Origin of the sequence: Mesobacillus boroniphilus (assembly GCF_018424685.1) — a bacterium.
In the GTDB taxonomy this organism is placed as follows: domain Bacteria; phylum Bacillota; class Bacilli; order Bacillales; family Cytobacillaceae; genus Mesobacillus; species Mesobacillus boroniphilus_A.
Map to the genome: position 1 here is coordinate 13,503 of NZ_QTKX01000004.1, position 17,529 is coordinate 31,031.

Here is a 17,529-nt window from a genome sequence, read left to right on the forward strand (position 1 = left end):
CCATGTTTAAGATGATGAAGGAAGACATAGAAGTTGTGTTTGATCAGGATCCTTCGGCCAGAAGCTCGCTGGAAGTGGTTTTGACCTATGCAGGGCTGCATGCGATATGGTCCCATCGCTTGGCGCATGCGTTCTATAAGCGGAAGTTTTATTTTATCGCAAGAGCCATTTCGCAAATCAGCCGCTTTTTTACCGGGGTGGAAATCCATCCGGGAGCCAAGATTGGCAGACGTTTTTTCATCGACCATGGAATGGGGGTCGTCATTGGTGAAACGTGTGAGATTGGTGATAATGTGACCGTGTTCCAGGGAGTGACCCTGGGCGGTACTGGGAAGGAAAAGGGCAAACGCCACCCAACTGTTAATGACAATGCGCTGATTGCCACTGGGGCGAAGGTTTTAGGTTCGATTACGATTGGAGAGAATTCTAAAGTAGGTGCCGGGTCGGTTGTCCTGAAGGATGTACCTCCGAATTCCACCGTTGTTGGCATCCCTGGAAAAATTGTCATCCAGGATGGGGTAAGAGTCAAGAAGGATTTCAATCACCGTGATTTGCCAGATCCTGTTGCAGATCGATGCAAAGAAATCGAAATGGAATTGGTTAAATTGAAAAGAGAACTTGATTTTGTCAAATTACAAGAAGAAATGGAAGTTGCCAAGCAAGGAAGGGGCATGGAAAATGGGAATTAAAATCTATAATACACTCACTCGGAACAAGGAAGAGTTTATCCCGCTAGAAGAGGGAAAAGTGAAAATGTATGTTTGCGGTCCTACCGTCTATAACTATATTCACATCGGAAATGCCCGTCCGGCCATCGTTTTCGATACGGTCCGCCGCTATCTTGAGTTCCGTGGTTATGATGTCCGCTTTATTTCAAATTTCACGGATGTGGATGATAAGCTGATCAAAGCTGCAAATGAGCTGGGAGTAGACGTACCGACAATCGCTCAACGCTTCATCGACGCTTATTTTGATGATGTCCACGCACTTGGCTGCAAAACAGCCGATGCTCATCCACGGGTAACGGAAACAATGGACTTAATTATCGAATTCATCAGCGCGCTGATTGAAAAAGACTTTGCCTATGAATCAGGAGGAGATGTGTACTACCGTACTAGGGAGTTCAAGGGATACGGAAAACTATCACATCAATCCATTGAAGAGCTGAAGGTTGGAGCGAGGATCCAGGTTGGGGAAAAGAAACAAGATGCGCTTGACTTTGTGCTTTGGAAATCGGCAAAAGAAGGCGAGATTTCCTGGGACAGTCCTTGGGGAAAAGGCCGTCCAGGCTGGCACATTGAGTGCTCGGCAATGGCACGCGAATACCTTGGAGATACGATCGATATCCATGCTGGCGGACAGGATTTGGCTTTCCCGCACCATGAAAACGAAATCGCCCAGTCAGAGGCATTGACAGGAAAGACGTTTGCCCGCTACTGGATGCATAATGGATACATCAATATTGATAATGAAAAGATGTCCAAGTCACTTGGCAATTTTGTCACAGTTCATGACATCATCAAACAGCATGATCCGCAGGTGTTAAGATTTTTCATGCTGTCAGTCCATTACAGGAATCCAATCAATTACAGCGTTGAGTTGCTCGAAAAGACAAAGGCTGCCTTCGAGCGCTTGAAGACATCTTATCAAAACCTTAAGCACCGCCTTGGAGCTAGTGCTAACCTTACCGATGACAATCAGGAATGGCTGGATAAAATCGCTGGGCTCCGTGATCAGTTCATCAAGGATATGGATGATGACTTCAATACGGCAAATGGCGTATCTACCCTATTTGAGCTTTCGAAGCTATCTAATCTGTACTTGATGGAGAAAAACACCTCCGAGGAAGTAATCAATGCATTCATGAATGAATTCGAGACATTGTTCGGTGTTCTTGGTCTTTCGCTTAAAGATGAAGAGTTGCTTGATGAAGAGATCGAAGCCTTGATTGAAAAAAGAACGCAGGCACGAAAGGATAGAAATTTCCAGCTTGCAGATGAAATCCGTGACCAGTTGAAGGAAATGAATATCATCATCGAAGACACTCCGCAAGGCATCAGATGGAAAAGAGGCTAAATGATGCTGCATTACGAACAAAAAGTAGATGAAAAACAATTGAATAGCCTTGCACTTGCTTACATGGGTGATGCCGTATATGAGCTATATGTCCGGCATCACCTGCTGCAAAGCGGCAAGGTCCGTCCAAACAAGCTGCATAAAGAAGCGACAGCTTACGTATCAGCAAAGTCGCAGGCCAAGTTCCTGCATAAGCTTCTGGAGATGGAGGCTTTGTCTGAATCGGAAATAACGATTGCAAAAAGAGGCCGGAATGCGAAGTCAGGATCTGTCCCGAAAAACACCGATGTCCAAACATACCGTTACAGCACCGCCTTTGAGGCCTTGATCGGTTATTTGTATCTGGCAGGTAATGAGAAACGGATAGAAGAACTGATTACCACAGTATTCGCACTTGCGGAAGAATAGATGGGAGGAAGTATTCCACATGAGCCAGAAACAGCAACAAAAACAGAACCAGAACAATAGGCAAAAACCAGTTGATGACAAAAAGCTGAAACCTGCCAGGAATCAGGCGCAAAAGCAGGACGAAAAACCAAAGAACAGGCCACCCAGAGGCCAGGACCCAAAACATGAAGCAAGGCGTGACAAGAAGCATGAACCAAGACGTGACAGGAAACACGAATCAAGACGAGACCAGAAACCAGGGCAAAAGCCTGATCAACTTCGGGATCAAAATGAAAACCAGGATTATATAATTGGTAAAAATCCGGTAATCGAAGCTTTGAAATCGGAACGAGACATTAACAAAATCCTGATTGCCGAAGGCTCACAGAGCGGTCAGATGCAGCAAGTCATCGGGATGGCAAAGGAAGCCAATGTCATCGTCCAATTCGTCCCGAAAAAGAAAATCGACCAGCTTGCCGATGGCAATCACCAGGGAGTTATCGCCCAGGTTGCAGCCTATGAATATGCGGAGATTGATGATTTGTTCGCGGCAGCGGAAAAGAAAAATGAGGCGCCTTTCTTTTTGCTCCTCGATGAAATTGAGGATCCCCATAATCTTGGCTCCATCATGAGGACAGCTGATGCCTCAGGAGCGCACGGGATCATCATACCTAAGAGACGAGCTGTTGGACTGACGGCTACAGTAGCAAAACTATCAACAGGTGCAATCGAATATATCCCGGTTGCGAGGGTCACGAATATGGCGCAGACAATCGATGAATTGAAGGAGCGCGGTGTCTGGATAGCTGGGACTGACGCATCGGCAAAACAGGATTTTCGTCAAATGGATGGAACACTGCCTCTTGGTCTAGTGATCGGCAGCGAGGGAAAAGGAATGGGAAGGCTGATCAGGGATAAGTGCGATTTTCTTTTAAGCCTTCCAATGGTTGGACATGTTACTTCCTTGAATGCATCAGTTGCCGCGGCACTATTGATGTATGAAGTTCACCGTAAACGTCATCCGCAAGGGGAATAGGAATGGATATCCTGCTTGTTGACGGCTACAACATTATCGGCGCATGGCCGGAGCTGGTCAGCTTGAAGAAGAGAGAGCTTTCTGCAGCCAGGGACCGTCTGGTTGAAATCATGGCTGAATACCAGGCGTATACCGGCTATCGCGTCATCATTGTTTTTGACGCCCATTTTGTATCAGGAACACAAAAGAAATATAAGAATTATATGGTGGAAGTTATTTTTACAAAAGAAAATGAAACGGCGGATGAACGGATTGAAAGGCTGGCGATCGACCTCAGTAACCGCAAAACGCAAATCCATGTAGCCACCTCTGACTATACCGAGCAATGGGCGATTTTTGGACAGGGAGCACTAAGGAAATCAGCAAGGGAGCTGCTTAACGAAACAAATTTAATTAGCAAAAAAATAGAAAAAAGCGTGAAAGTGATCCAGGAAAAAAAGCCAAGTGCCAAGATTCCGCTTACAAAAGAAGTGGCAGAAATTTTTGAAAAATGGCGCAGAGGGGAACATTGACCTGTTGACGCCTTAAAAAAGCCTGCTGTATAATATTTCTAACTGTATGTGCGGGCGGGGGGATCGAAATGAGTACTGACATCGGGAATCGTTTAAATGACGCTTATTTGTTGCTGGAAGATGAAGAAATTGTAGAAGCGGTGCACAGAGGAGAAAGTGATGCACTTGATTTTCTGATTCACAAATACAGGAATTTTGTTCGGGCTAAAGCACGATCATATTTCCTGATCGGAGCAGATAAAGAGGACATCGTGCAGGAAGGAATGATCGGCTTATATAAAGCAATCCGTGACTTCCGGGAGGACAAGCTGACATCATTCAAAGCATTTGCAGAACTATGCATTACCCGTCAGATCATTACGGCCATCAAGACGGCCACAAGGCAGAAACACATCCCGCTTAACTCCTATGTTTCCCTGGACAAGCCGATTTATGATGAGGAATCGGACAGGACGCTGATGGATGTTTTATCCGGAGCCAAAGTGATGGACCCCGAAGAGTTATTTATTAATCAGGAAGAGTTTGACCAGATCGAAGTGAAAATGTCAGAGCTGCTGAGTGACCTTGAACGAAAAGTGCTCGCATTATATTTGGACGGACAATCCTACCAGGAAATTTCTGAAGAGCTGAATCGCCATGTCAAGTCAATCGACAATGCTCTTCAGCGTGTAAAGCGGAAGCTTGAGAGGTATCTTGAGCTGAGAGAGCTGTCAGTGTAAGGTGAATTGCCGGAAAATAGCCGCAAAACTGACTTTTAATCTGGTATTAGAAAATATTAATTTTTCATTTGGAGAACTGGTCAGCTCCAGCGCCTAGCCCCTCGAGACGCTTCGGTCCTGCCAATGAAGTCAAAGAACGACTTCACTGTCAGGCCCTCCAGCGCTTGTCGGGGCTGATCAAGCCGCTTGCGCTTTTCTATTTAGCCCTTATTGACACAAGCTATCAGCCATGGTATCTTTTTAAAGATATAATAGATGGCGGTTTCATGACATCAGATTGGAATCAGCCTGTTAAAGCGGGTGTAAGTGTCAATGAATAATAAAGTGACTCTTGCTTGTAAGGAATGCGGTTCCCGCAATTATTCCACAACGAGCAACAAGCAAACGCAAACAGAACGGCTGGAGCTGAAAAAGTACTGCAACAACTGCGGTGCCCATACAGTTCATAAGGAAACGAAATAAGGTTTTCAGATAGATCATCATATGGAATCCCGATAAGTTGGAGGTAACAAAATGCAGCGCATCACTAATTTTTTCAGTGAAGTTGGACGTGAAATGAGAAAGGTCAGCTGGCCTAGACGTAAAGAACTGACTCGATACACGATTACGGTTCTGTCTACAGTTGCTTTTGCTGCTCTATTCTTCGCAGTGTTAGACCTTGGTATTTCTGAATTGATTCGCTTAATTCTTGAATAACCACTACGTACTCATGGTATAATGGAAAATATAAACGCAGGACAAGTTTAAAAGCCCGGATAACGGGTTTTTTATTTGCTTGAAAAATCGCATTCAATGTAAGGGCGAAATGTATGCCTATTTACATTTGGAAATGGGGAGGGACGGACGATTTAGTCCTCTAGGATGGAAAAGAATTGGTATGTAGTGCATACTTACTCAGGTTACGAGAACAAGGTCAAGACAAATCTTGAAAAGCGCGTTGAAACAATGGGCATGCAAGATAAGATCTTCCGGGTGATCGTCCCTGAAGAAGAAGAAACAGATTTCAAAAATGGTAAAAAGAAAGTTGTTAAGAGAAAGACATTCCCGGGCTATGTCCTGGTAGAATTGGTCATGACAGATGATTCTTGGTATGTTGTCCGGAACACACCAGGTGTAACTGGATTCGTTGGCTCTGCTGGTGCAGGATCAAAACCAACCGCGTTATTGCCTGAAGAAGTAACGTTCATCCTCAAACGCATGGGAGTTGAGGAGAAGAGGGTTGATATCAACTTCGAGCTTGGTGAAACTGTCCAGGTAAGTGAAGGGCCGTTCGCCAACTTCACAGGGACAATCGAAGAGATCGATAAGGACAAGGCAAAGCTTAAAGTTCTTGTCAATATGTTCGGCCGGGACACTCCGGTTGAGCTTGAATTTTCGCAGATTGAAAAATTATAATCTGAAATAACTTGAATTCAACTTTAAAAAGTGTTAATATTTCATAGGTCAGTATGTCTTGGACGATTGACAGATATATTCAAGTTCTTTATTTCATATAAAGACTTTTAAGATGAGTGGGAGGGGAAAATCCCCTATTACCACATCACGGACTTTAAGGAGGTGTGTCTCGTGGCTAAAAAAGTAATTAAGATGGTTAAATTGCAAATCCCTGCTGGTAAAGCCAATCCGGCACCACCAGTTGGACCTGCACTAGGTCAAGCCGGTGTTAACATCATGGGATTCTGTAAGGAGTTTAACGCTCGTACAGCTGACCAAGCTGGACTAATCATTCCTGTTGAAATTACGGTTTTTGAAGACCGTTCATTTACATTTATTACGAAAACTCCTCCTGCTGCAGTTCTTTTGAAGGTAGCAGCTGGAATTCAGTCTGGTTCTGGTGAACCAAACCGTAATAAAGTAGCAACAGTTAAGCGTGATAAAGTACGTGAAATTGCTGAACAGAAAATGCCTGACCTTAACGCAGCTAGCGTTGAAGCAGCAATGCGCATGGTTGAAGGTACTGCTCGCAGCATGGGTATCACGATCGAAGACTAATTCTGCTACAGTGGATTGATGGGGTTGCGAAGCTGATGGATTTCACTCGCAACCTTTTATCTGTCCAATATGGCGCTCATGAAGCGCCTTTGCTTTTTGAGCTCCGGTGCCTTAATAAGGTGCCGCCGCTTTTCGTAGTGTCTAGCTCTGGCACCTAGCCCCTCGGGACACTTCAGCCCAGCCAATAAAGTCAAAGAACGACTTTACTGTCTGGTCTTCCAGTGCCTGTCGGGGCTGAGCGAGGTGCCGCCGCTTTTCAAAGTGGGAGGTTATTCCGTTAAAACCACATTCTAGGAGGAAATAAAAATGGCTAAAAAAGGTAAAAAGTATCTTGAAGCTGCTAAGCTTGTAGATCGCGCTCAAGCGTATACAGTTGCTGAAGCAGTTGAGCTTGCTAAAAAGACAAGCACTGTTAAATTTGATGCTACAGTTGAAGCTGCTTTCCGTTTGGGTGTAGACCCTAAGAAAGCTGACCAGCAAATCCGTGGAGCAGTTGTGCTTCCAAACGGTACTGGTAAAACTCAGCGTGTTCTAGTGTTCGCTAAAGGCGAAAAGTTAAAAGAAGCAGAAGCTGCTGGCGCAGATTATGTTGGTGATGCAGAATACATCAACAAGATCCAACAAGGCTGGTTCGACTTTGACGTAATCGTAGCTACACCTGATATGATGGGTGAAGTTGGTAAGCTTGGTCGCGTATTGGGACCTAAAGGCTTAATGCCAAACCCTAAGACTGGCACAGTTACTTTCGATGTAACGAAAGCAGTTAACGAAATCAAAGCAGGTAAAGTAGAATACCGCGTTGATAAGTCTGGTAACATCCACGTACCTATCGGAAAAGTTTCTTTCGAAGACGGAAAGCTTGTTGAAAACTTCAACACAATCTTCGAAACTATGATGAAGGTTAAGCCAGCTGCAGCTAAAGGAACTTACATGAAGAACGTTACGATCTCTACTACAATGGGACCTGGCGTTAAAGTAGATCCTTCAACTGTAAAATAATAGTATTTGACAATTAAAGAAGCATTAGATATAATTCTTCTTGTTGTGAAAATAAAATAACATTTGTACCGCAGACAGCAGGGGCTTTTAGCTTAATAACCTGCCGAGGTCATACGATAGAGCAACAATTTTACTATTGTATACTTCCTCCGTGTCTGTCCAGATGCGGAGGTTTTTATTTGATCGGTATAAATGCAGAAATCTACAGGAGGTGTAAGGATGAGCAAAGTTATTGAAGTAAAAAAGCAAATCGTTGACGAGATTGCTGGCAAACTAAAAGAAAGCAAATCAACAATCGTTGTTGATTACCGCGGACTTACAGTTTCTGAAGTAACTGAACTTCGTAAAGAGCTTCGTGAAGCTGGCGTAGAATTCAAGGTTTACAAAAACTCTATGACACGCCGTGCTGCTGAAGCTGCAGAACTTGCTGACTTAAACACATCTTTAACAGGTCCTAACGCAATCGCGTTCAGTACTGAAGATGTAGTTGCACCAGCGAAGATTCTTAACGAATTCGCTAAAAAGCATGAAGCGCTTGAAATCAAAGCGGGTGTAGTTGAAGGCAACATCGTTACAGTAGAAGAAATCAAGGCACTTGCAGACCTACCGTCTCGCGAAGGTCTACTTTCTATGCTACTCAGCGTACTTCAAGCACCAGTTCGCAATCTTGCTCTTGCTGCAAAAGCAGTTGCAGAACAGAAGGAAGAACAAGGCGCGTAAGTTAATTTTTACGGTTTAAAAATAAAAAACTAACCTATTAGGAGGAAACAAATCATGACTAAAGAACAAATCATTGAAGCAGTTAAAAGCATGACTGTTTTAGAACTTAACGACCTAGTAAAAGCAATCGAAGAAGAATTCGGCGTAACTGCTGCTGCACCAGTTGCAATGATGGGTGGAGCTGCTGGAGCTGCTGCTGAAGAACAAACTGAATTTGACGTAGTTCTTGCATCTGCTGGCGACCAGAAGATCAAGGTTATCAAAGTTGTACGTGAAATCACTGGTCTTGGTCTTAAAGAAGCGAAAGAAGTTGTTGACAACGCTCCTAAAGCTCTTAAAGAAGGCGTTTCTAAAGAAGAAGCTGAAGAAATCAAAGCTAAGCTTGAAGAAGTTGGAGCTAACATCGAAGTTAAGTAATCAACATTACAATAAAAAGCTCGCTGCTAAAGCGGGCTTTTTTTTAGCTTTTTATCTTTAATAGGTGAATGAAATTATAAAATATTAACTGCGAGAAATGTCTAGCTCCAGCGCTTGTCGGGGCTGATCAAGGCGCTTCCGCTTTTCTTAGTAGATATGAATGGTATAAATTTCACTTTGAGAAATATCCAGCTACAGCGCCTAGCCCCTCGAGTCGCTTCGGTCCGCCCAATGAAGTCAAAGAACGACTTCACCGGTCGGCCCTCCAGCGCTTGTCGGGGCTGATCAAGGCGCTTCCGCTTTTCTTTTTTGCTTTTTAATTTTAAAAAGTTTATAATACCGCAGGAGCAATGCAATCCGCGATCGCATTCTTCAAATGAGTCCCCGTGGAGGTGAGAGATTTTGACTGAACATTACTACTCCCGCAAACCCAGTACTGAAAGCAATCCTGTGAAATGGCAGAGTGAATTGAAGGGGAATAGCTTCCGCTTTAAGGTTGACAGTGGAGTTTTTTCGAAAAAGGAAGTCGATTTTGGGTCAAGGCTATTGATCGATACGTTCGAACTAAATAAAGCTGATGGGTTGATTCTTGATGTTGGTTGTGGCTATGGGCCGATTGGACTTTCACTTGCTAAGGCTTATCCAGGAGCTATGGTCCACATGGTGGATGTCAATGAAAGAGCGATTATGCTTTCTGAGGAAAATGCGTCTGAAAATAAAGTGAACAACGTGAAAATCTATGAAAGCGACCGGCTTACTGGGGTGGAGGAAAAAGGATTCGATGCAATCCTTACGAACCCGCCGATCCGTGCCGGAAAAAAGATTGTGCATGATATTTTTGAACAAAGTTTCCACCATTTAGCTGAAGGTGGAGAGCTTTGGGTGGTCATCCAGAAAAAGCAGGGTGCCCCATCCGCGATGGAAAAAATGAAAGAGCTATTTGGCGAAGTAGACATAGTGGCGAAAAGTAAAGGATACTTTATTCTCAAATCTGTTAAATGTTGACGTGAGAAAACCGCTATGTTAATATTATAAAATGCCAATATATTAGTTTCCTTTTCAATTGCTATTTTCATCGAAAGTTGTATAATTTTGGGCATTAAGGGAAAACTAACAAAATAATTGTTCGTTGCAGGAAATGTGGTTTTTAAGAGAAAACCCTTTTTCTTTTTGTCTTTTGAAATGGGGGAAACTTCATGGACAAGACAGGGATAGATGAATAATAACGCTTGATTTGAGGGGTGAATCAGTTGACAGGTCAACTAGTTCAGTATGGACGACACCGCCAACGTAGAAGTTATGCTCGCATCAGTGAAGTTTTGGAATTGCCGAATTTGATTGAAATTCAAACCTCTTCCTATCAGTGGTTTCTTGATGAGGGCCTCCGTGAAATGTTCCAGGACATTTCACCGATTGAAGACTTTACTGGTAACTTATCGTTAGAGTTTATCGATTACAGTCTTGGCGAACCGAAATATCCAGTGGAAGAATCAAAAGAAAGAGACGTCACTTACTCTGCGCCATTGCGAGTAAAGGTCCGCCTTGTGAATAAGGAAACAGGTGAAGTAAAGGACCAGGATGTCTTCATGGGCGATTTCCCGCTTATGACAGAGACTGGCACGTTTGTAATTAACGGTGCCGAGAGGGTTATCGTTTCCCAGTTAGTGCGCTCACCAAGCGTATACTACAGCGGGAAACTTGATAAGAACGGGAAGAAAGGGTTCACTGCGACCGTTATTCCGAACCGTGGCGCCTGGTTAGAGTATGAAACAGATGCCAAGGACGTTGTATATGTAAGGATCGATCGTACGAGGAAGCTCCCTGTTACGGTTCTTTTGCGTGCATTAGGGTTCGGTTCTGATCAAGAAATCATTGATCTGATCGGTGATAACGAATATATCCGTAATACTCTTGAAAAAGATAATACGGAAAGTACGGAAAAAGCGCTTCTTGAAATTTACGAGCGTCTCCGTCCTGGCGAACCGCCTACAGTTGACAACGCAAAAAGCCTTCTGGTATCAAGATTCTTTGATCCAAAGCGCTATGACCTTGCAAATGTAGGGCGTTATAAAATCAACAAAAAGCTTCATATTAAAAACCGTTTATTCGGGCAAAAGCTTGCAGAAACATTAGTAGATCCGGAAACAGGAGAAATTATCGCAGAAAAAGGAGTCACTTTAGACCGCCGAACTCTTGATAAGATCATCCCTGCACTGGAGAAAAATGTTGGTTTCAAGGATTTCAGCCCATACGGCGGCGTGGTTGAAGAGGACGTAACTTTGCAAAGCATTAAAATCTACGCTCCAAACGATGAGGGCGAGAAAGAAATTAATGTTTTAGGAAACGCGTATGTCCCTGAACCAATCAAAAACATCACGCCTGCTGATATCATTTCATCCATCAGCTACTTCTTTAACTTGCTGCATGGTGTTGGCGATACAGATGACATCGACCATTTAGGAAACAGACGCCTTCGTTCTGTTGGTGAACTGTTGCAGAACCAATTCCGTATTGGTTTGTCCAGAATGGAGCGTGTAGTCCGTGAAAGAATGTCTATTCAGGACACAAATACGATTACACCACAGCAATTAATCAATATCCGCCCGGTAATTGCGTCCATCAAAGAGTTCTTTGGAAGCTCCCAGCTTTCACAGTTCATGGACCAGACAAATCCGTTGGCTGAATTGACACATAAAAGGCGTCTTTCTGCGTTGGGACCTGGTGGTCTTACACGTGAGCGCGCTGGATTCGAAGTGCGTGACGTTCACTATTCCCACTACGGACGTATGTGTCCGATTGAAACGCCGGAAGGTCCAAACATCGGTTTGATCAACTCACTTTCAAGTTTCGCGAAGGTCAACCGCTTCGGATTCATCGAGACTCCGTACCGTCGCGTTGATCCGGAAACAGGTAAAGTGACAAGCCATTTTGATTACTTAACAGCTGATGAAGAAGATAACTATGTAGTGGCACAGGCGAATGCTCGTCTTGCTGATGATGGTTCTTTCATTGATGATGAAGTAATAGCTCGTTTCCGTGGTGAAAACACAGTCGTCAAACGTGACCGCGTCGATTACATGGACGTATCACCTAAGCAAGTTGTATCCGCAGCGACTGCATGTATTCCTTTCTTGGAAAACGATGACTCCAACCGTGCACTAATGGGTGCGAACATGCAACGTCAGGCTGTTCCGTTAATGCAGCCGGAAGCACCAATCGTAGGTACGGGAATGGAGCACGTGAATGCAAAGGATTCCGGTGCTGCAGTAATCTGTAAGCATGAAGGAATTGTAGAACACGTTGAAGCACGTCAAGTATGGGTTCGCCGTGTTACTGAAGTAGACGGTCAGGAAGTTAAGGGTGACCTTGATAAATACCGCATGCTTAAGTTCATTCGTTCCAATCAGGGTACTTGTTATAACCAGCGCCCAATCGTAAGCCTTGGTGACCGTGTAGTTAAAGGAGAAATCCTTGCTGACGGACCATCAATGGAAAAAGGTGAACTGGCACTAGGACGTAACGTTCTTGTTGGATTCATGACATGGAATGGCTATAACTATGAAGATGCCATCATCATGAGTGAACGACTTGTTAAAGACGATGTTTATACATCGATCCATATAGAAGAATATGAATCAGAGTCCCGCGATACAAAGCTTGGACCTGAAGAAATCACACGCGATATTCCGAACGTAGGGGAAGACGCACTAAGAAACCTTGACGAGCGTGGAATCATCCGTGTCGGTGCTGAAGTAAAGGATGGGGATCTTCTAGTAGGTAAGGTAACACCTAAAGGGGTTACTGAATTGACTGCGGAAGAACGTCTCCTGCACGCAATCTTCGGTGAAAAAGCAAGGGAAGTCCGTGATACTTCATTGCGTGTTCCACACGGCGGCGGCGGGATTGTCCTTGACGTTAAAGTGTTTAACCGAGAAGATGGCGACGAGCTTCCTCCAGGTGTAAACCAGCTTGTCCGTGCTTACATCGTTCAGAAGCGTAAGATTTCTGAAGGTGACAAAATGGCAGGACGCCACGGTAACAAAGGGGTTATCTCTAAAATCCTTCCGGAAGAAGATATGCCTTTCCTACCGGACGGAACACCAGTTGATATCATGCTTAACCCACTAGGGGTACCATCACGTATGAATATCGGTCAGGTTCTTGAGCTCCACCTTGGTATGGCTGCGCGCTACCTTGGAATCCATGTTGCTTCACCAGTATTCGACGGTGCCCGTGAGGAAGATGTATGGTCAACGATCCAGGAAGCTGGTATGGCACGAGATGCGAAAACTGTCCTATATGATGGACGTACCGGTGAACCATTCGATAATCGTGTATCTGTCGGTGTCATGTACATGATCAAGCTTGCTCACATGGTAGACGATAAGCTTCATGCTCGTTCTACTGGACCATACTCACTTGTTACGCAGCAGCCACTCGGCGGTAAAGCTCAGTTCGGCGGACAGCGTTTCGGGGAGATGGAGGTTTGGGCGCTTGAAGCATACGGCGCTGCTTACACATTGCAGGAAATCTTAACTGTCAAGTCCGATGATGTTGTTGGACGTGTCAAAACATATGAAGCAATTGTAAAAGGTGAAAACGTACCAGAGCCAGGCGTTCCGGAATCATTCAAAGTATTGATGAAAGAACTTCAGAGTCTTGGTATGGACGTCAAGATCCTATCAGGCGATGAAAAAGAAATCGAAATGCGCGATTTTGATGATGAAGAAGAATTGCAGCATGCAGAAACATTGACAATTGCTCCTGAAACAGAAGAAATGGGTTCTGAAAAAGTAGGAATGAAAGAATAGGTCCATCTATTGGCACACGTGTACAAACAGTTGAATAACAGTATTGTCCACGTGTGTTCCTTTTTGGATGGCCATAAGGGTAAAACCCTAGATTAAAAGGGAGGTAGGCCCCTTGATAGATGTTAATAATTTTGAGTACATGAAAATTGGCCTCGCTTCACCAGATAAGATCCGTTCATGGTCTTTCGGTGAGGTAAAAAAGCCGGAAACAATTAACTATCGTACTTTAAAGCCAGAAAAAGACGGCTTATTCTGTGAGCGTATCTTCGGACCGACGAAGGACTGGGAATGTCACTGCGGAAAGTACAAAAGAGTTCGCTATAAAGGCGTAGTCTGTGACCGATGCGGTGTTGAAGTAACACGTGCAAAAGTCCGTCGTGAAAGAATGGGACATATTGAGCTTGCAGCTCCTGTTTCTCACATTTGGTATTTCAAAGGAATTCCTAGCCGCATGGGACTAGTCCTTGACATGTCTCCGCGCGCGCTTGAAGAAGTTATATACTTTGCTTCGTATGTGGTAACGGAAACTGGTGACACTGCTCTTGAAAAGAAGCAATTGCTGTCAGAGAAAGAATACCGTGCTTACCGCGAAAAATATGGCAACAAGTTCCAGGCCGCCATGGGAGCTGAAGCGATCAAAAAGCTGCTTTCTGACATTGACCTTGATAAAGAAGCAGATATGCTGAAAGAAGAATTAAGGACAGCACAAGGTCAGCGTCGTACACGTGCGATCAAGCGCCTTGAGGTAGTAGAAGCATTCCGTGGGTCAGGCAATGAGCCTTCATGGATGATCCTTGATGTTCTTCCTGTCATCCCGCCGGAACTTCGCCCGATGGTACAGCTTGACGGTGGACGTTTCGCGACTTCCGATCTGAACGACTTGTACCGCCGAGTAATTAACCGTAACAATCGTCTTAAGCGTCTTCTTGATCTTGGTGCTCCTAGCATCATCGTCCAGAATGAAAAGCGAATGTTACAGGAAGCTGTTGACGCGTTGATCGATAACGGCCGCCGCGGTCGTCCGGTAACAGGACCAGGTAACCGTCCATTGAAGTCCCTTTCACATATGCTAAAGGGTAAGCAAGGTCGTTTCCGTCAAAACCTACTTGGTAAGCGTGTTGACTACTCAGGCCGTTCGGTTATCGTCGTAGGTCCAAACCTGCAAATGTACCAGTGCGGACTGCCAAAAGAAATGGCTCTTGAGCTATTCAAGCCGTTCGTCATGAAGGAACTTGTACAAAAGGGCTTAGCCCATAACATAAAGTCTGCCAAACGCAAGATCGAGCGCGTACAGCCGGAAGTCTGGGATGTACTTGAAGATGTAATCAAGGAGCACCCAGTATTGCTGAACCGTGCCCCAACTCTTCACAGACTTGGAATCCAGGCGTTCGAGCCAACATTGGTCGAGGGACGCGCAATCCGTCTTCACCCGCTAGTATGTACAGCTTACAATGCTGACTTCGACGGTGACCAGATGGCAGTCCACGTACCACTTTCTGCTGAAGCACAGGCAGAAGCACGTCTATTGATGCTTGCTGCTCAGAACATCCTGAACCCTAAGGATGGAAAGCCAGTTGTTACTCCTTCACAGGATATGGTTTTAGGTAACTACTACCTAACTTTGGAAAGAGAAGGTGCTGTTGGCGAAGGTATGGTATTCAAAGATGCGAATGAAGCATTGATTGCATACCAGAATGGCTATGTACATCTTCATACTCGTATTGCTGTTGCCGCATCATCACTTGGCAACCAGACATTCACTGAAGAGCAAAATGGCCAGCTCTTAATCACGACAGTTGGAAAGCTGATTTTCAATGAAATCCTTCCAGCTTCATTCCCTTATATCAATGAGCCTTCAAAACAAAACCTTGAGGAGAAAACTCCAGAAATGTATTTTGTTGAAAAAGGCGCGGATATCAAGGAAGTTATCAAGAGCATGAAATTGGTTGATCCATTCAAGAAGAAGATCCTTGGAAACATCATTGCGGAAGTTTTCAAGAAGTTCAAAATCACTGAAACATCTAAAATGCTTGACCGTATGAAGGGACTTGGCTTCACTTACTCGACTAAAGCGGGTATTACGGTTGGTGTGGCAGATATCGTGGTTCTTAAAGAGAAGCAGGAAATCATTTCAGAAGCACAGACTAAGGTAGATAATGTTCTTAAGCAGTTCAGACGCGGTTTGATTACCGAGGATGAGCGTTATGATCGCGTTATTTCCATCTGGAGTCAGGCTAAGGATAATATCCAGGCTAAGCTGATGAAATCACTTGATAACTCAAACCCAATCTTCATGATGAGTGACTCCGGTGCCCGTGGTAACGCGTCCAACTTCACGCAGCTTGCTGGTATGCGTGGTCTGATGGCCAACCCGGCTGGACGAATCATCGAGTTGCCGATCAAGTCAAGTTTCCGTGAAGGTCTGACAGTATTGGAGTACTTCATCTCCACTCACGGTGCACGTAAAGGTCTTGCCGATACAGCACTAAAGACTGCTGACTCAGGTTACCTGACTCGCCGTCTTGTAGACGTAGCACAGGATGTCATCGTTCGTGAAGACGATTGTGGTACAGACAGGGGCTTGTTTATCAAATCTCTTAAAGATGGTACCGAAGTAATCGAACCTTTAGAAGAGCGTTTGATCGGCCGTTATGCAAGAAAGGCGATAAAGCATCCTGAAACAAAGGCTGTGATTGTACCTGAAAACGGATTGATCACAGAAGACTTGGCTGTTGAAGTAACTGAAGCTGGAATCGAGGAAGTGTGGATTCGCTCTGCATTTACATGTAATACACGCCACGGTGTATGTAAGAAGTGTTACGGACGTAACCTTGCGACTGGCCAGGAAGTTGAAGTGGGAGAAGCAGTTGGTATCATTGCTGCCCAGTCAATCGGTGAGCCAGGTACGCAGCTTACAATGCGTACATTCCATACCGGCGGTGTTGCAGGAGACGATATCACACAAGGTCTTCCGCGTATCCAGGAATTGTTCGAAGCACGTAATCCTAAAGGGCAAGCTGTCATCTCGGAATTGGAAGGTGTCGTTGTTGGCATCAACGAAGGAAAAGACCGTCAGCAGGAAATTGTTATCCAGGGTGAAATCGAAAGCCGTACTTACAATGCGCCATATACAGCACGCCTGAAGGTTGCTGTAAATGACCATGTAAAACGCGGTCAGGAACTCACTGAAGGTTCAATCGATCCTAAGGAACTTTTAAGAGTCAAAGATGTTCAATCCGTGCAGGAATACCTATTGAAAGAAGTTCAGAAGGTATACCGTATGCAGGGTGTTGAAATCGGCGACAAGCACGTAGAAGTTATGGTCCGCCAGATGATGCGCAAAATCAGGGTGATCGACGCTGGTGAAACAGATGTACTGCCAGGCACATTGCTTGAGATCCATCAGTTCACTGACGCTAACCGCAAAGCACTTCTTGACGGGAAAATGCCAGCAACAGGGCGTCCAGTATTGCTTGGTATCACAAAAGCATCACTTGAGACGGACTCATTCCTATCTGCAGCATCCTTCCAGGAAACAACAAGAGTACTTACAGATGCTGCGATCAAAGGCAAGCGCGATGAGCTTCTCGGCCTGAAGGAAAATGTTATCATCGGTAAACTCGTTCCAGCAGGAACTGGTATGCAGCGCTACAGAAGAGCTGAGCCAATCTCAATGGAAGAAGAAAATGCCGAAGATGCAATCACTGTAGAATAAATAAGAAGCGCGGTGCTCTCTGCCACGGCAGAAAGTGCCGCCTTTTTAAAGAAAAAAGAATTAATCTATGAATAAAAGGAACATTTAAGCGAAAAAGTTTATTGATGTTGTTGACATCCCTTGCGCTAAGTGTTAATATTTCAAA

The 17,529-nt window shown here is 44.6% G+C and carries 16 protein-coding genes and 1 other annotated feature; all 16 genes read left to right on the forward strand.

The features are described from left to right. The first annotated feature begins 2 nt into the window (after positions 1-2). Positions 3-689, forward strand: coding sequence for a serine O-acetyltransferase (cysE, locus tag DYI25_RS20860; protein WP_213372592.1), 687 nt, complete (start codon positions 3-5; stop codon positions 687-689). After that, positions 679-2,076 (forward strand): cysteine--tRNA ligase, encoded by a 1,398-nt coding sequence (cysS, locus tag DYI25_RS20865; protein WP_213372595.1) that lies wholly within the window; start codon positions 679-681, stop codon positions 2,074-2,076. Before cysE ends, cysS begins: the two co-directional genes overlap by 11 nt. A gap of 3 nt (positions 2,077-2,079) precedes the next feature. Then, positions 2,080-2,484: a Mini-ribonuclease 3 gene (locus DYI25_RS20870; RefSeq protein ID WP_213372668.1), complete on the forward strand. Its 405-nt coding sequence runs from the start codon at positions 2,080-2,082 to the stop codon at positions 2,482-2,484. Between the two features lie 286 nt (positions 2,485-2,770). Further along, entirely contained in the window at positions 2,771-3,499 is a 729-nt protein-coding gene (rlmB, locus tag DYI25_RS20875) for a 23S rRNA (guanosine(2251)-2'-O)-methyltransferase RlmB (protein ID WP_213372670.1), read from the forward strand. Positions 3,500-3,501: 2 nt separating this feature from the next. Then, positions 3,502-4,011, forward strand: a complete 510-nt coding sequence (locus DYI25_RS20880) for an NYN domain-containing protein (protein WP_213372597.1) — start codon at positions 3,502-3,504, stop codon at positions 4,009-4,011. 68 nt (positions 4,012-4,079) lie between these two features. Continuing rightward, positions 4,080-4,730: an RNA polymerase sporulation sigma factor SigH gene (sigH, locus tag DYI25_RS20885; protein WP_213372599.1), complete on the forward strand. Its 651-nt coding sequence runs from the start codon at positions 4,080-4,082 to the stop codon at positions 4,728-4,730. A gap of 312 nt (positions 4,731-5,042) precedes the next feature. Continuing rightward, positions 5,043-5,192, forward strand: a complete 150-nt coding sequence (gene rpmG / locus DYI25_RS20890; protein ID WP_213372601.1) for a 50S ribosomal protein L33 — start codon at positions 5,043-5,045, stop codon at positions 5,190-5,192. Between the two features lie 51 nt (positions 5,193-5,243). Further along, positions 5,244-5,426, forward strand: a complete 183-nt coding sequence (gene secE, locus DYI25_RS20895; protein WP_041966537.1) for a preprotein translocase subunit SecE — start codon at positions 5,244-5,246, stop codon at positions 5,424-5,426. Positions 5,427-5,591: 165 nt separating this feature from the next. Then, the gene (gene nusG / locus DYI25_RS20900; protein WP_213372603.1) at positions 5,592-6,125 is read left to right on the forward strand and encodes a transcription termination/antitermination protein NusG; all 534 of its coding nucleotides are present in this window, start codon (positions 5,592-5,594) and stop codon (positions 6,123-6,125) included. Between the two features lie 171 nt (positions 6,126-6,296). Continuing rightward, entirely contained in the window at positions 6,297-6,722 is a 426-nt protein-coding gene (rplK, locus tag DYI25_RS20905) for a 50S ribosomal protein L11 (protein ID WP_023626445.1), read from the forward strand. A gap of 306 nt (positions 6,723-7,028) precedes the next feature. After that, positions 7,029-7,721, forward strand: a complete 693-nt coding sequence (gene rplA / locus DYI25_RS20910) for a 50S ribosomal protein L1 (protein ID WP_213372605.1) — start codon at positions 7,029-7,031, stop codon at positions 7,719-7,721. A gap of 50 nt (positions 7,722-7,771) precedes the next feature. Beyond that, positions 7,772-7,908: a sequence feature (ribosomal protein L10 leader region), on the forward strand. Between the two features lie 32 nt (positions 7,909-7,940). Further along, the gene (gene rplJ / locus DYI25_RS20915) at positions 7,941-8,441 is read left to right on the forward strand and encodes a 50S ribosomal protein L10 (RefSeq protein ID WP_213372607.1); all 501 of its coding nucleotides are present in this window, start codon (positions 7,941-7,943) and stop codon (positions 8,439-8,441) included. A gap of 54 nt (positions 8,442-8,495) precedes the next feature. Further along, positions 8,496-8,858, forward strand: a complete 363-nt coding sequence (gene rplL / locus DYI25_RS20920; protein ID WP_213372609.1) for a 50S ribosomal protein L7/L12 — start codon at positions 8,496-8,498, stop codon at positions 8,856-8,858. Positions 8,859-9,260: 402 nt separating this feature from the next. After that, complete coding sequence (locus DYI25_RS20925; RefSeq protein WP_213372611.1) at positions 9,261-9,863, forward strand: class I SAM-dependent methyltransferase; 603 nt, start codon at positions 9,261-9,263, stop codon at positions 9,861-9,863. A 245-nt stretch (positions 9,864-10,108) separates the two neighbouring features. After that, on the forward strand, positions 10,109-13,669 hold the full coding sequence (gene rpoB, locus DYI25_RS20930) for a DNA-directed RNA polymerase subunit beta (protein WP_213372613.1): 3,561 nt from the start codon (positions 10,109-10,111) through the stop codon (positions 13,667-13,669). A gap of 112 nt (positions 13,670-13,781) precedes the next feature. Further along, positions 13,782-17,384, forward strand: coding sequence for a DNA-directed RNA polymerase subunit beta' (gene rpoC, locus DYI25_RS20935; protein WP_213372615.1), 3,603 nt, complete (start codon positions 13,782-13,784; stop codon positions 17,382-17,384). The last annotated feature ends 145 nt before the right edge of the window (positions 17,385-17,529 follow it).